The 13,547-nt window shown below is 64.0% G+C and carries 14 protein-coding genes; 9 read left to right on the top strand and 5 right to left on the bottom strand.

Annotated elements, in window-relative coordinates; all coding sequences use genetic code 11:
- Positions 1–52: 52 nt before the first annotated feature.
- Positions 53–934, bottom strand: a complete 882-nt coding sequence (locus tag VSR68_RS00845) for an EamA family transporter (RefSeq protein ID WP_342938004.1) — start codon at positions 932–934, stop codon at positions 53–55.
- 166 nt (positions 935–1,100) lie between these two features.
- Between VSR68_RS00845 and VSR68_RS00840 the strand changes: the two genes are divergently transcribed.
- A complete protein-coding gene (locus tag VSR68_RS00840) occupies positions 1,101–1,982 on the top strand; it encodes a pirin family protein (protein ID WP_342938003.1) in 882 nt (293 codons plus the stop codon).
- 125 nt (positions 1,983–2,107) lie between these two features.
- The gene (trxA, locus tag VSR68_RS00835; RefSeq protein WP_342938002.1) at positions 2,108–2,956 is read left to right on the top strand and encodes a thioredoxin; all 849 of its coding nucleotides are present in this window, start codon (positions 2,108–2,110) and stop codon (positions 2,954–2,956) included.
- Positions 2,957–3,028: 72 nt separating this feature from the next.
- On the opposite strand, the gene tcdA is transcribed toward trxA, so the two are convergent.
- Positions 3,029–3,907: a tRNA cyclic N6-threonylcarbamoyladenosine(37) synthase TcdA gene (tcdA, locus tag VSR68_RS00830; protein ID WP_342938001.1), complete on the bottom strand. Its 879-nt coding sequence runs from the start codon at positions 3,905–3,907 to the stop codon at positions 3,029–3,031.
- Positions 3,908–4,116: 209 nt separating this feature from the next.
- Here tcdA and pdxH point away from each other — a divergent pair, with 209 nt between their 5' ends.
- The 3 genes from pdxH to VSR68_RS00815 all read left to right on the top strand — a co-directional run bounded on the left by pdxH (position 4,117) and on the right by VSR68_RS00815 (position 7,456).
- Entirely contained in the window at positions 4,117–4,758 is a 642-nt protein-coding gene (gene pdxH / locus VSR68_RS00825; RefSeq protein ID WP_342938000.1) for a pyridoxamine 5'-phosphate oxidase, read from the top strand.
- Between the two features lie 188 nt (positions 4,759–4,946).
- A complete protein-coding gene (locus VSR68_RS00820) occupies positions 4,947–6,161 on the top strand; it encodes a cyclopropane-fatty-acyl-phospholipid synthase family protein (RefSeq protein ID WP_342937999.1) in 1,215 nt (404 codons plus the stop codon).
- A 104-nt stretch (positions 6,162–6,265) separates the two neighbouring features.
- The gene (locus VSR68_RS00815) at positions 6,266–7,456 is read left to right on the top strand and encodes a DUF72 domain-containing protein (protein WP_342937998.1); all 1,191 of its coding nucleotides are present in this window, start codon (positions 6,266–6,268) and stop codon (positions 7,454–7,456) included.
- Positions 7,457–7,540: 84 nt separating this feature from the next.
- On the opposite strand, the gene msrA is transcribed toward VSR68_RS00815, so the two are convergent.
- On the bottom strand, positions 7,541–8,092 hold the full coding sequence (gene msrA / locus VSR68_RS00810; protein WP_342937997.1) for a peptide-methionine (S)-S-oxide reductase MsrA: 552 nt from the start codon (positions 8,090–8,092) through the stop codon (positions 7,541–7,543).
- Positions 8,093–8,278: 186 nt separating this feature from the next.
- Positions 8,279–8,431, bottom strand: coding sequence for a hypothetical protein (locus tag VSR68_RS00805; RefSeq protein WP_342937996.1), 153 nt, complete (start codon positions 8,429–8,431; stop codon positions 8,279–8,281).
- A 32-nt stretch (positions 8,432–8,463) separates the two neighbouring features.
- On the opposite strand from VSR68_RS00805, the gene VSR68_RS00800 reads away from it, so the two are divergent.
- Positions 8,464–8,976 carry a flavin reductase family protein gene (locus VSR68_RS00800; RefSeq protein WP_342937995.1) on the top strand — a complete coding sequence of 171 codons (513 nt, stop codon included), beginning with the start codon at positions 8,464–8,466 and terminating at the stop codon, positions 8,974–8,976.
- A 93-nt stretch (positions 8,977–9,069) separates the two neighbouring features.
- Here VSR68_RS00800 and VSR68_RS00795 read toward each other — a convergent pair whose 3' ends face one another.
- Positions 9,070–9,573, bottom strand: coding sequence for an Lrp/AsnC family transcriptional regulator (locus VSR68_RS00795; RefSeq protein WP_342937994.1), 504 nt, complete (start codon positions 9,571–9,573; stop codon positions 9,070–9,072).
- A 132-nt stretch (positions 9,574–9,705) separates the two neighbouring features.
- Between VSR68_RS00795 and kynB the strand changes: the two genes are divergently transcribed.
- The 3 genes from kynB to kynA all read left to right on the top strand — a co-directional run bounded on the left by kynB (position 9,706) and on the right by kynA (position 12,615).
- Positions 9,706–10,338 carry an arylformamidase gene (kynB, locus tag VSR68_RS00790; RefSeq protein ID WP_342937993.1) on the top strand — a complete coding sequence of 211 codons (633 nt, stop codon included), beginning with the start codon at positions 9,706–9,708 and terminating at the stop codon, positions 10,336–10,338.
- Positions 10,339–10,410: 72 nt separating this feature from the next.
- Positions 10,411–11,661, top strand: coding sequence for a kynureninase (gene kynU, locus VSR68_RS00785; protein ID WP_342937992.1), 1,251 nt, complete (start codon positions 10,411–10,413; stop codon positions 11,659–11,661).
- A gap of 9 nt (positions 11,662–11,670) precedes the next feature.
- Positions 11,671–12,615, top strand: coding sequence for a tryptophan 2,3-dioxygenase (gene kynA / locus VSR68_RS00780; RefSeq protein ID WP_342932544.1), 945 nt, complete (start codon positions 11,671–11,673; stop codon positions 12,613–12,615).
- Positions 12,616–13,547: the final 932 nt, after the last annotated feature.

Here is a 13,547-nt window from a genome sequence, read left to right as displayed (position 1 = left end):
GAAGTGCGGCCGTTGCCGTTTTACGAGTCGCCAAAGATCAACTCGACGCGGTTCAACGCGCGGGCGCGAGCCTTTGCACGACCCAGCCGCCGAACACGTTGACAGCGAGGCCCGCCATCACGAGCGCCGCGCCGCCGATCTGCGCGGCCGACAGCGACTCGCCGAGCAGCACCGAGGCCGACGCAAGCCCGATGATCGGCACGAGCAGCGAGAACGGCGCGACCTGCCCCGCCGGATACCGCGACAGCAAGCGGCTCCACAGCACGTAACCGAGCAGCGTCGCGACGAACGCGAGGTAGACGATCGCGAACACCGACGTCGCGCCGATGCCCGTCAACGCAGCCTCGATGCGCTGCGGCCCTTCGAGCAGATACGACAGCGCGAAGAACGGCACGGGCGGAACGAGACTGCCCCACACGACAAGTCCGACCAGATCGACCTTGCCGACCTTCTTCGTGACGATATTGCCGAGCGCCCACATCACGGCGGCGCACAGCGTGAGGATGAAGCCGGTGAGCGTCATCGCGTGGCCGCCCTGCATGCCGATCACCGCGAGCCCGATCGCCGCGATCATGAGACCGAGCACGTTCTGCGCGCGAAAGCGCTCGTGCAGGAACAGCGCGGCAAAGCCGAGCGTGAAGAACGCTTGCGCCTGCAACACGAGCGACGCGAGACCGGCCGGCATGCCGACGTACATCGCCGAGAACAGGAACGCGAACTGGCCGAGCGAGATCGTCGCACCATACGCGATGAGCCAGCGCCAGGGCATCTTCGGCCGCCTGATGAAGAACACAGCGGGAATCGCGGCGAGCGTGAAGCGCAGGCCGCCGAGCAGCATCGGCGGCACGCCATGCAAGCCGACCTTGATCACCACAAAGTTCACGCCCCACGCGAGAACGACGACCAGCGCCAGCAGCAGGTCTTTCGGCGACATCTGGACTCCTCTTCTACTTGTTCTGAAAGAAAAGAGTGTAGCGGAGCGGCGGCAAAGGCATCTTCTGCTTTGCGAAACGCGTGCGCCCTGTCGCGTCATCCTCGCGCGCAGCCCGCCGGCATGGGCAGTAGAATGACCTGCCCTGTCCCCACCCATCGAGCCTGTCATGTCCTCATCGATCAAAGCGGTTCTCAAGCCTCATGTCCGCGACATCGGCAATCTGGCCGTGCGGCGCGTGCTGCCCGCGATGGCCGCGCGTCTCATCGGCCCGTTCATCTTCTTCGACCACATGGGCCCCGCGACGCTGCCAGCAGGAACAGGACTCGACGTGCGTCCGCATCCGCACATCGGCCTTGCGACCGTCACGTATCTGTTCGAAGGCGCGATCATGCATCGCGACAGCATTGGTTCCGAACAGAGGATCGTCCCCGGCGACGTCAACTGGATGACGGCCGGCCGCGGCATCGTGCATTCGGAGCGCACGCCCGAACCGGAACGCGCGAACGGCTCGACGGTGCACGGCATCCAGACCTGGGTCGCGCTGCCGCTCGCCGATGAGGACGCCGAGCCGTCGTTCGAGCATCATCCCGGCTCGACGCTTCCGGAGATCGAACGAAACGGCGTCATCTTGCGCATCATCGCGGGCACGTCGTTCGGTCATACGGCGCCCGCGCGCACGTTCTCGGGCACGCTGTATGCTGCCGCGCACTTTTCGCCCGGCAGCGCGCTTGCGCTCGAACCGGAGCACGACGAGCGCGGCGTGTACCTCGTCGACGGCGATCTGTCGCTCGACGGCCAGCCGCTCGAAGCCGAGCAGATGGCCGTGCTCGCGCCCGGCGAAACCGTCACGCTCGCGAGCGTGAAAGGCGCGACGGTGATGCTGCTCGGCGGCGAGAAGCTCGACGGCGAACGCTTCATCGAATGGAATTTCGTTTCGAGCTCGCGCGAGAAGATCGAGCACGCGAAGGCCGCCTGGACGAATCAGGAAATGGGCAAGGTGCCGGGCGAAACGGAATGGATCCCGCTGCCGGAGCGCAAGCCGCGCTAGACTCGCAAGCATCGGCAGGGGCGGCGCCGAAAGCGCAATGAAACCAGACGAATCGAAGACGGGCGTTGAAACCGCGCCGGCCGCCCCCATTTATTTTCAAGTACAGATTCAAGGAAGAGATTGCAATGGACACCACTCTCGCCACCTTTGAAAAGGACGTCATCGGCGCATCGATGCTCACGCCCGTACTGGTCGACTTCTGGGCGCCGTGGTGCGGACCGTGCAAGACGCTCGGCCCGATGCTCGCCAAGCTCGAAGCCGAGTACGAAGGCAAATGGCGTCTTGTGAAGGTGAACGTCGACGAGAACCAGGAACTGGCCGCGCACTTTCAGGTGCGCAGCATTCCGCACGTCGTCGCCTTCGCGGACGGACGCCCCGTCGATCAGTTCATCGGCGTGCTGCCGGAAGGCCAGTTGCGCCAGTTTCTCGACCGCCTCGTGCCCGACAGCGCGGAAGCGGCGCGCGCCGAAGCGGCCGTCGCGGTCTCCGAAGGCCGCCGCGAAGATGCGTATGACGCGCTGAAGGCCGCGCTTGCATTCGATCCGGGCTACGACGAAGCACGGCTCGATCTGATGGAACTGCTGCTCGAAGACCATCGCGTCGAGGAAGCGCAGAACGAAAACGATCTGCTGTCGCCGAAAACGACGCAGGGCATCGACGCGCGCTACAACGCGATCAAGACGCGGCTCGATGCCGTCGACGCCGCCGCCGATCTGCCGCCCACGGATGCGCTCGAAGCCCGCGTCGCCGACAATCCCGACGACCTCGAAGCGCGTTTCGACCTCGCGAGCGCGCTCATCGCGCGGCGCAAGTACGATCCGGCGCTCGAGCATCTGCTCGCGATCGTGCAGCGCGACCGCACGTTCCGCGAGGACATCGGCCGCAAGACGATGCTGTCGGTGTTCGATCTTGCCGCGCATCAGCCGGAACTGGTGTCGAAGTGGCGGCGCAGGCTGAGCGCGGCGCTGAACTGACCATCTCATTCCGACGCGGCATGAAAAAACGCGGCCACAGGCCGCGTTTTTCGTTGATGCAAGCGATGCGCTTCAGGCCGCCTGCTTCGCGAGCGCTCGCAACACATGCGACACGGCGGCAAACCCGAAGCTCGCCGTCACGCACACGCTCGATCCGAAGCCCGCGCAGTTCAGGCCCACGGGCCCATGATGACCGGGCGACGTCGTGACGTGCTCCGCCTCGTCGTCGATGTCGCAGACGGCTGCTTCCGGATAGATCAGCGGCTCGTCCGAATACACGGCGCTCACCTTGAACTTCGCTTTCGGCCCGCGCGGAAAGCCGTGCTGCTTGCGCAACTGGCCGCGCACTTTCGACAGCAGCGGGTCCTGAATGGTGAGCGCGAGATCATCGATGCGAATGCGCGTCGGGTCGAGCTGCCCGCCCGCGCCGCCGACGGTGATCAAAGCCTGCTTGTGCTCGACGCACCATGCGATCAGCGCCGTCTTCGTCCGCACGCTGTCGATCGCATCGATCACATAGTCGAAGCCGACGCCCAGCACCGCGTCGAAGTTATCCGGCTCGATGAAATCTTCGATCACGCGCACATCGCACTGCGGATCGATCAGCCGGATGCGCTCGGCCATCGCGTCGACTTTCGGCTTGCCATAGTTGCCGTCGAGCGCGTGAATCTGCCGGTTCGTGTTGCTCTCGGCCACGTTGTCGAGATCGATCAGCGTGATCTTGCCGATCGCCGTGCGCGCGAGCGCTTCCGCCGCCCACGAACCGACGCCGCCAATGCCGATCACGGCGACGTGCGCACGCTCGAACGCCGCCAGTGCATCCGCGCCGTACAGACGCGCAACGCCTCCGAAGCGGCGCGCGCGGTCGGATGCATCGTGCGTATGGTGCGTTCCGTGCGCGCTGTGGTCGGTAGTAAGATCGGATTGCTCGGTGACGAGAGGCGTGGACATGATGTATGACTTGGCGAATTCAGGCGTGAGCGTGCAGCTATCGTGCGGATATCCGCATGCATCCAAGCCCGTATTTTGCCTGATCGCGCCCGCAAGCGCCCGACGCGCACCGCCGCCTCTTCGCGCTCGAGCCGTCGATACGACAAGACTCAATACAGAAATTCGCGTCCTTCGCTATACTGGCCCCACTGTAGCGCTTGCATAAAAATATGAGCACTCTTGCCGACCTCCGCAAAAACTATTCGCTCGGTTCTCTCGACATCGCCGATGTCGATCCCAATCCGTTCCGTCAATTCGACAAGTGGTTCAAGCAGGCAGTCGATGCGCAACTGCCCGAGCCGAACACGATGACGCTTGCGACCGTCGACGCGCGCGGCCGACCTTCGGCACGCATCGTGCTGATCAAGGGTGTCGATGAGCGCGGCTTTGTGTTCTTCACAAACTACGAAAGCCGCAAGGGCCGCGAACTCGCGGAGAATCCGCACGCGAGCCTCCTCTTCTACTGGATCGAACTCGAACGCCAGGTGCGCATAGAAGGCACCGTCGTCAAGACGAGCGACGCGGAAAGCGACGCGTACTACGCGTCGCGGCCGCTCGGCTCGCGCATCGGCGCATGGGCATCGGACCAGAGCAAGGTGATTGAAAGCCGTGCGCTTCTGGAAGCGCGCGAACGTGAATTCAGCGCACAATACGGAGAGAATCCGCCGCGTCCGCCGCACTGGGGCGGATACCGGCTGATCCCCGACGCGATCGAATTCTGGCAAGGACGGCCGTCACGTCTGCACGACCGGCTGCTCTACACGCGCAGCAGCGGCGGCGCCGACTGGACGATCGACCGTCTGTCGCCCTGAGTCATCGATAGGCCGGCCCGGGCGCCGCATTGCGCATCCGATGCGCGACGGCGGCGCAGCACGCGGACGGCTGGATCGCGCGCTGCCCGGCGTTCGAATGCGCACAGCCAACGCATGCCAGGGAGGCACGCGCAGCGCACTGCGATCCAACAGGCTTTGCTTTGATTCATTGGACACGGAGAAATCACATGTTCTGGGAGAAGAAGCTGGCGCAGTGGGTAGAAGAAGTTAAAACGAAGGCCAATATTCCGGCGCGCCTCGTGCTGTGGGATGGCCAGCAACACGACTTCGGCACGTTCGCGGCGCCGCAGGTCACGCTGAAAGTGAATAGCGCTTCCGCGCTGCCCCTCCTGTTCGAACCGAGCCTCGACAATCTCGGCGAAGCCTACGTGAAGGGCAAGATCGACATCGAAGGCAAGCTGTCGGACATCATCAACATCGGCTATTCGCTTGCGCGCAGCACGGTGACGAACGCCAGCAAGCTCGCCCGCGTGCGGCGCTATTTCAACCACTCGAAAACGTCGGACAAGAAAGCGATCCAGTACCACTACGACGTCTCGAACGAGTTCTACAAGCTGTGGCTCGACGAGAACATGGTGTACTCGTGCGCGTACTTCGAGAACGGCGACGAAGACCTCGCCACCGCGCAGATCAAGAAGATCGATCACATCCTCACGAAGATCGGGGTGCAACCCGGCCAGCGCCTGCTCGACATCGGCTGCGGCTGGGGCGCGCTCGTGCTGCGCGCGGCGCAGAAGTTCGGCGCACAGTGCGTGGGCGTGACGCTGTCGCAGAACCAGTTCGATCTCGCGACGCAGCGCGTGAAAGCCGCTGGCCTCGAAGGCCAGATCGAAATCCGTCTGCAGGACTATCGCGATATCGAAGGCCAGTTCGACCGCGTGACGAGCGTCGGCATGTTCGAGCACGTGGGCCGCAAGAATCTGCCGACGTACTTCCAGAAGATTCACGATCTGCTCACCGACGACGGCATCGCGATGAATCACGGCATCACGTCGACCGATTACGACAGCGGCGAAACGGCGCTCGGCGGCGGCGAGTTCATCGACCGGTACGTGTTCCCCGACGGCGAGCTTCCGCATATCAGCCTCGCGCTCGAATCGATGCAGCGCGGCGGGCTCGAAGCGATCGACGTCGAAAGCCTGCGCCGTCACTATGCGCACACGCTCGACATCTGGACGGAAAACTTCGAGGCGAACGCGGAACAAGCGAGAAAGCTCGTCGACGACGAGAAGTTCCGCATCTGGCGCGTGTACCTCGCGGGCTGTGCGTACGCGTTCGAGAACGACGACGTGTCGATCTTTCAGGTCGTGTGCCGCAGGGCGGGACGCAGCGCGAAGACGCTGCCGTGGTCGCGCCGCTATATGTACGAGAAGGCGCTGTAGAATCGCGCAGCATACCGCTTCGGACGGCTATCGCGGCAAGTTGCGCCGGGGCGGCCCGAAGCAGGTGCGGTTCACATCAGCGCACTCTCTCTCGCAACGCATCGATGAAAGAAGAAACGCCGGAGCACTCCGCGCAACTCGACATGTTCGGCAATCCCGTCGGCGAAACGCCTGCCGCCGACGCTTCGCCGCCCACGGCGGCATCGGATGCCGCTTCCGGCACATCTCCCGATTCCTCTTCCAACACCGCTTCCGGCGCATCGTCCGCGCAGGCCGGCGCGCCGCCGAAAAAGCGCCGTGCGCGTGACGTCCTCGCCGCGCAGCCGTCCGCAGATATCGTCGAGCTCGCGAGCCAGTTGCCGCCGCACGTGCATCTGGGCACATCGACGTGGTCGTTTCCCGGCTGGAAAGGCATCGTCTACGGCGACGATTACAGCAACAGCAAGCTGTCGCGCGACGGCCTCGCGGCATATGGCGCGCATCCGCTGCTGCGCACGGTGAGCATCGACCGCTCTTTCTATGCGCCGCTCACGCTCACCGACTATCTGCGCTACGCGCAGCAGGTGCCGGATAACTTCCGCTTCATCGTGAAGGCGCCCGCGCTCGTCACCGATGCGACCGTGCGCGCCGAGCGTGGCGAGCCGGTGTCGGAGAACCCCTGCTTCCTGAACGCGCAACTGGCCATCGACGAATTCGTGCGGCCGTGCATCGACGGTCTCGGCAAGAAGGCAGGCGCGCTCGTGTTCCAGTTCTCGCCGCTGCCAAACGAAATGCTCGCGCAGCCCGCGCTTTTCGTCGAGCGGTTGACGGCGTTCCTGTCGGCGCTGCCGCCGCTCGAAGGCGACACCTGCTATGCCGTCGAAATCCGCGACGCGTGCCTTTTGACGCCGCGCCTGATCCGCGCGCTGAAGGCGACGGGTGTGCGGTACTGCGTCGGCATTCATGCGCGGATGCCCGATCCTTCGCGCCAGGCGGCGGCTCTCGCGATGCTCGACGAAGCGCCGTCGGGTCCGCTGATCGTGCGCTGGAGCCTGCATGGCGGCTTCAAGTACGAACAGGCGAAGGCGAAGTACGAGCCGTTCGACAAGCTCGTCGACGAAGACCCGGATACGCGTACTGCGCTCGCCGAACTCGCCGCGCGCTACGCGATCGCCGGCCAGCCGGTGCTGATCGCCGCGAACAACAAGGCCGAAGGCTCGGCGCCGCTGACCTGCGTGAAGCTCGCAGCGGAAATCGCGGCCGCGTGCGAGCGGCTTCGCAATGCGCAAGGGGAAAACGCGGCACAGACCGTATAGCCGATCTCAACTGAAACGCAGCGCAAGCCACTTGGGCCCGCGCTGCATGCAACGTCAAAAGCGCGCCGTGGCGCGGCTCGAGGATCAGCCGCCCGCCTTGATCCGATGAGCGAACTTCTGGCGGAACTTCGCCACCTTCGGCGCGACGACGAACGCGCAATAACCCTGATTCGGATGCTGCGCGAAGTAGTTCTGGTGATACGCCTCGGCGGGCCAGTAGTTGTCGCCGAGCGGCAGCACCTGCGTGACGATCTGGCCGTCGTAGATGCCTTCCGCGCCGATCTCGCGGATCGCCTGCAAGGCCATCTCGCGCTGCGCGTCCGTGTGCGTGAAAATCACCGACCGGTACTGCGTGCCGACATCGTTGCCCTGGCGGTTGAGCTGCGTCGGATCGTGGATCGCGAAGAAAATGTCCAGAATCTCACGGTAGCTGATACGCGCCGGATCGAACTCGACGTTGACGACTTCCGCGTGCCCGGTGTCGCCGTCGCACACCTGCTCGTACGACGGGCTTTCGACCTGCCCGCCCGCGTAGCCCGACTCCACGGACGTCACGCCATCGACGCCCAGATACACCGCCTCAAGACACCAGAAACATCCGCCGCCCAGCGTGGCGGTTTCGACCGACTGAATCATGTTCGCTCCTTGGATTGGCTCGCTCGCCTCGCCGCCGCGCTTCGATGCGCGGAACGGGCTGACTCGCCACAGTCACCTTGAAACCCGATGCTTCATCGCATCCGGCCGGCGGGACGTTCGTGCGGCACCGTCCTTCTGTTCGACGTGTGACGCACGCACCATCCATACCATGCGCGATTCGCGACATCAGGCGCAACCCTTGCGGCTCGCGACGGCGGATTGCGCCGCCACGCCGACCGCCTGCTGCGCCAGGCCCTCTGCGATTGCAGTTAAAATTGGGACAATTCGCCGAATTTCTACATGACCTTCAAACCGATTTTTTCCATCTGGTCGCTTCATCAAGCGGTCCGTTCGCCGGAATGCCTCACGCGATGAAGCGCGCCGCCCCGCCCAATTTCGACGATGCAGCGTTTCGCCGCGCACTCGGCCAGTTCGCGACGGGCGTCACCGTCATTACGACGCGCGCGCCGTCCGGCGCTCTGATCGGCATTACGGCCAGTTCGTTCAACTCCGTCTCGCTGACGCCGCCCCTCGTGCTGTGGAGCCTCGCGACACGCTCGGCGTCGATGTCCGTGTTCCAGGCGAACAGTCATTATGTCGTCAATGTGCTGGCCGCGTCGCAACTCGATCTGTGCAAGCGCTTCGCGACCGTCAAGGGCGACCGTTTCGAAGGCGTCTCGCATGCGGCGGGCGACACGGGCATGCCCGTGCTCGACGGCGCGCTCGCGTGGTTCGAATGCCATAACCGCAGCCGCTACCAGGAAGGCGACCACGTCATTTTCGTCGGCGAAGTGGAGCGCTGCGGCGTCAATGAAAGCGCCGGCCAGGTCCAGCCGCTCGTGTTTCAGAACGGCGATTTCCACGGGTTGAAGCCGCTGGGCTGACGGCTCGCGTCATTTCGGCGGCGGCGACGAGAAAGAAGGATTTCGCGGGTTTTTCGCGCGACGCGTTTATGCAACCCCGCGCCGCCCACGCGGCTATCCGTTCGATTGCACTTTCGCGCCCGACACCAGCGACACCGGCACGCCCGAATCCTCCTTGAGCGTCTGCAGCACGATGTTCGAGCGGATGTCCATCACGCCCGGCGCCTTGTAGAGCCTGCCGAGCACGAAATCCGAATAGTGCTTGAGATTGTGGGCGAGCACCCGCAGCAAATAGTGCGTCTCCCCCGTCACGACGAACGCGCCGACCACTTCCGGCCAGTCGCGCAGCGCTTCGGCGAAGCGCTCGTGCCAGTTTTCCTGGTCGTTGCGCATCGATACCTGCACGAACGCTTCCAGTTCGAAGCCGAGCACTTCGCGGTTCAGGCACGCCCGATAACGCTCGATCACGCCCTGCTCTTCCAGCAGGCGCAAACGGCGCAGACATGCCGACGGCGAAAGCGAGATTCGCTCCGCCAGATCGAGATTGCTGATTCGTCCTTCGTGCTGCAGCACCGTCAAGATACGGCAATCGGTGGCGTCGAGTGAGATCGCGTTCATTTTCGGTCTCCCTTTCCCGTTTGCCTCAAATTATGTTCCAAAGGGGTCGAAATAAACAGTTTTTTTAGCAAGCACATTTCGCTTCATGCCGCCTATCATCCAAAGATCGACGTACAACGATATGACAGACGCATGGAGACACTTTGGGATATCACGCCCGCCGTCGATACGGCGACGCCCGTCTGGCCGGGTGACACGCCCGTCGGCATCGAGCGCGTGTGGCGGATGGAGGCGGGTTCGCCCGTCAACGTCGCGCGGCTGACGATCTCGCCGCACACGGGCGCGCACACCGACGCGCCGCTTCACTACGACGCCCAAGGCGCGGCGATCGGCGCGGTGCCGCTCGATGCGTATCTGGGCCGCTGCCGCGTGATTCATTGCATCGGCGCGAAGCCGCTGGTGACGCCTGAGCACGTCGCGGCATCGCTCGACGGCGTGCCGCCGCGCGTGCTGCTGCGCACCTATCGCGCGGCGCCGACGACAGCCTGGGACAGCGGCTTCTGCGCCGTCGCGCCCGACACGATCGATCTGCTCGCCGCGCGCGGCGTGAAGCTGATCGGCATCGACACGCCGTCGCTCGATCCGCAGGAGTCGAAGACGATGGACGCGCATCGCCGCATACGCGCGCATCGAATGGCGATTCTCGAAGGCATCGTGCTCGACGCCGTGGAGCCCGGCGACTACGAACTGATCGCGCTGCCGCTCAAGCTGACGACGCTCGACGCGAGCCCGGTACGCGCCGTGCTGCGAGCGTTGCCAGGGTGACGACAAGCCTGACGACAACCCACAGCCTCGCGCCTCGACACACACTCTTTCGATCAACTCAACCGAACCATCATGAATCAACGTGACGAAGCACTCGCGCTCGACGCTGCCGATCCGCTCGCGCCCCTGCGCGATCAGTTCGCGCTGGCGTCGGGCGTCATCTATCTGGACGGCAATTCGCTCGGCGTGCCGCCCGCCGCAGCCGCGCAGCGCGCGCAGACGGTGATCGGCGCCGAATGGACGCAAGGCCTCATCCGCAGCTGGAACACGGCCGGCTGGTTCTCGCTGCCGCGGCGCCTCGGCAACAAGCTCGCGCCGCTGATCGGCGCGGCGCACAACGAAGTCGTCGTCACCGATACGATTTCGATCAACCTGTTCAAGGTGCTGTCGGCGGCGCTGCGCATGCAGGACAAGCGCGACCCGAAGCGTCGCGTGATCGTGTCGGAGCGCTCGAATTTCCCGACCGATCTGTACATCGCGCAAGGGCTGATCAAGCAGCTGGACCGCGGCTATGAACTGCGCCTCGTCGACGATCCGTCGGATCTGCCCGCCGCCATCACCGACGACGTCGCCGTCGTGATGATCACGCACGTCAACTACCGCACGGGCTACATGCACGACATGGCTGCGCTGACGCAGCTGATCCATCGGCAAGGCGCGCTCGCGCTGTGGGATCTCGCGCACTCGGCGGGCGCCGTGCCCGTCGATCTGAACGGCGTCGGCGCGGATTGCGCCGTCGGCTGCACGTACAAGTACCTGAACGGCGGTCCGGGCTCGCCCGCGTTCGCGTGGGTGCCGCATCGTCATCAGAGCGACTTCGAGCAGCCGCTGTCGGGCTGGTGGGGTCATCGCGCGCCGTTCGCGATGGACGCGACGTTCGCCGCCGACGACGGCATCGGCCGCTTCCTGTGCGGCACGCAGCCGATGGTGTCGATGGCGCTCGTCGAATGCGGGCTCGACGTGTTCCTGCAAACCGACATGCAGGCGATCCGCAAGAAGTCGCTCGCGCTGACCGATCTGTTCATCGAGCTGGTCGAAACGCGCTGCAAAGAATTTCCGCTCAAGCTCGTGACGCCGCGCGCGCATTCGCAGCGCGGCTCGCATGCGAGCTTCGAGCATCCGCACGGCTATGAAGTGATGCAGGCGCTGATCGCGCGCGGCGTGATCGGCGATTATCGCGAGCCGCATGTGCTCCGGTTCGGCTTTACGCCGCTGTACACGCGCTATGTCGATGTGTGGGATGCCGTCGAGCATCTGCGCGACGTGCTCGCGCACGAGACCTGGCGCGCCCCCGAATTCGCCGCGCGCGGCGCCGTGACCTGAGGAACGACGATGACCGATCACATGAAGATGATGGAAGAGAAGCCCGCGCAAGGCTGTCCGTTCGGACACGGCGGCACGCAGACGGCGCACCCCGATCACACCGGGCACGCGTCGCACATGGCCGCCGACGAAGACAAAGGCTGGCACGACGCGCAACTCGATTTCTCGAAGTCGATGAGCTATGGCGACTATCTGTCGCTCGGCTCGATCCTGCATGCGCAGCATCCGCTTTCGCCCGATCACAACGAGATGCTGTTCATCATCCAGCATCAGACGAGCGAACTGTGGATGAAGCTCGCGCTGTACGAACTGCGCGCGGCGCTTGCGTGCGTGCATCGCGATGAATTGCCGCCCGCGTTCAAGATGCTGGCGCGCGTGTCGCGGATTCTCGAGCAGCTCGTGCAGGCCTGGAACGTACTGTCGACGATGACGCCATCCGAATACACGTCGATGCGGCCGTTCCTCGGCAGTTCGTCGGGGTTTCAGTCGTATCAGTATCGCGAGCTGGAGTTCATGCTCGGCAACAAGAACGAGCAGATGCTCAAGCCTCATGCGCATCACCCGGATATTCATGCCGAAGTGAAGGCGGCACTCGAAGCGCCATCGTTCTACGACGAAGTGATCCGTCTGCTTGCACGGCGCGGCTTTGCGATCGATCCGTCGCGGCTCGAACGCGACTGGACGCAACCGACGCAGCACGATCCGTCAGTCGAAGCGGCCTGGCTCGAGGTGTATCGCAATCCGTCGCAGCATTGGGAGCTGTACGAGATGGCCGAAGAACTCGTCGATCTCGAAGACGCGTTTCGTCAGTGGCGCTTCAGGCATGTGACGACCGTCGAGCGGATCATCGGGTTCAAGCAGGGGACGGGCGGGACGAGCGGCGCGCCTTATCTGCGGAAAATGCTGGACGTGGTGCTGTTTCCTGAGTTGTGGCACGTGCGGACTGTTTTGTGATTTTTTTGTCTGCGACGGCTTTTCTGTTTTTTTGGCTTGCTGCCGGCATTCGCGATGCGTAGCCGTTTCAGCGTGCCGCTGGCATTCGCGTTTGCGCCTCGCGGCGCAGGCGTTGCCCCTGTGCGGGGCGGCACTTGCTTTTGTTTGCAAGGGCTTTTCTTGTGGTGTTTTTACCTTTGCGCTGGCATCCGCATATGCGCCTCGCGGCGCGGGCGTTGCCCCTGTGCGGGGCGGCACCTACTTTTCTTTGCCGCCGCAAAGAAAAGTAGGCAAAAGAAAGCGGGCTAACACCGCCAACCCTTGACCTCTACCCACGGGCTCTCAACGTCCCCATCGTTCGCGCGGCAGCGTGCTCGCTTATGTTCGTTGCCAACGCTCTCGCTAAACGCCTCACCCGCTTCATGCACGTGTGGCACGGCTAAAGGTATCGAACATTCAACGCCGTATGTCGGTAGTGAATGAGGGTTGCCGTGTCGTGCAGGACACCGCCGGTACTTGCAGGCGCATCGCGTAGCGAGGGTGTCCTGTGCGGCGCGAATGCCTACACACAGTTTGCCGCAAAGGGGCGTGGAAAACTTCGGTGTCGCGAGCCGCAACGCGAGTGCATGAAGCAGGTGAGGCATCCGTTAAATGCGCTGGCAACCTGCATGGGCCGGTAGATTGCCGTGTGAAGGACGGGGACGTTGAGAGCCCGTGGGTAAAGGTCAAGGGCTAGCGGCGTTAGCCCGCTTTCTTTTGCCTACTTTTCTTTGCGGCGGCAAAGAAAAGTAGGTGCCGCCCCGCACAGGGGCAACGCCCGCGCCGCGAGGCGCATATGCGGATGCCAGCGCAAAGGTAAAAACACCACAAGAAAAGCCCTTGCAAACAAAAGCAAGTGCCGCCCCGCACAGGGCCAACACCCGCGCCGCGAGGCGCAATCGCGGATGCCAGCG

The organism is Paraburkholderia phymatum (assembly GCF_038900715.1).
Lineage (GTDB): Bacteria > Pseudomonadota > Gammaproteobacteria > Burkholderiales > Burkholderiaceae > Paraburkholderia > Paraburkholderia phymatum_A.
The sequence above is the reverse complement of the archived record's forward strand: the minus strand, read 5'-3'. Positions and strand labels throughout refer to the sequence as shown.

Excerpts from the sequence above, each read along its gene's own strand:
- kynA (WP_342932544.1), top strand. The coding sequence starts at position 11,671 with ATGACCGATCACATGAAGATGATGGAAGAGAAGCCCGCGCAAGGCTGT.
- VSR68_RS00840 (WP_342938003.1), top strand. The coding sequence starts at position 1,101 with ATGTCCTCATCGATCAAAGCGGTTCTCAAGCCTCATGTCCGCGACATC.
- VSR68_RS00820 (WP_342937999.1), top strand. The coding sequence starts at position 4,947 with ATGTTCTGGGAGAAGAAGCTGGCGCAGTGGGTAGAAGAAGTTAAAACG.
- tcdA (WP_342938001.1), bottom strand. The coding sequence starts at position 3,907 with ATGTCCACGCCTCTCGTCACCGAGCAATCCGATCTTACTACCGACCAC.
- VSR68_RS00800 (WP_342937995.1), top strand. The coding sequence starts at position 8,464 with ATGAAGCGCGCCGCCCCGCCCAATTTCGACGATGCAGCGTTTCGCCGC.
- trxA (WP_342938002.1), top strand. The coding sequence starts at position 2,108 with ATGGACACCACTCTCGCCACCTTTGAAAAGGACGTCATCGGCGCATCG.
- kynU (WP_342937992.1), top strand. The coding sequence starts at position 10,411 with ATGAATCAACGTGACGAAGCACTCGCGCTCGACGCTGCCGATCCGCTC.
- pdxH (WP_342938000.1), top strand. The coding sequence starts at position 4,117 with ATGAGCACTCTTGCCGACCTCCGCAAAAACTATTCGCTCGGTTCTCTC.
- kynB (WP_342937993.1), top strand. The coding sequence starts at position 9,706 with ATGGAGACACTTTGGGATATCACGCCCGCCGTCGATACGGCGACGCCC.
- VSR68_RS00805 (WP_342937996.1), bottom strand. The coding sequence starts at position 8,431 with ATGAAGCGACCAGATGGAAAAAATCGGTTTGAAGGTCATGTAGAAATT.
- VSR68_RS00815 (WP_342937998.1), top strand. The coding sequence starts at position 6,266 with ATGAAAGAAGAAACGCCGGAGCACTCCGCGCAACTCGACATGTTCGGC.
- msrA (WP_342937997.1), bottom strand. The coding sequence starts at position 8,092 with ATGATTCAGTCGGTCGAAACCGCCACGCTGGGCGGCGGATGTTTCTGG.
- VSR68_RS00795 (WP_342937994.1), bottom strand. The coding sequence starts at position 9,573 with ATGAACGCGATCTCACTCGACGCCACCGATTGCCGTATCTTGACGGTG.
- VSR68_RS00845 (WP_342938004.1), bottom strand. The coding sequence starts at position 934 with ATGTCGCCGAAAGACCTGCTGCTGGCGCTGGTCGTCGTTCTCGCGTGG.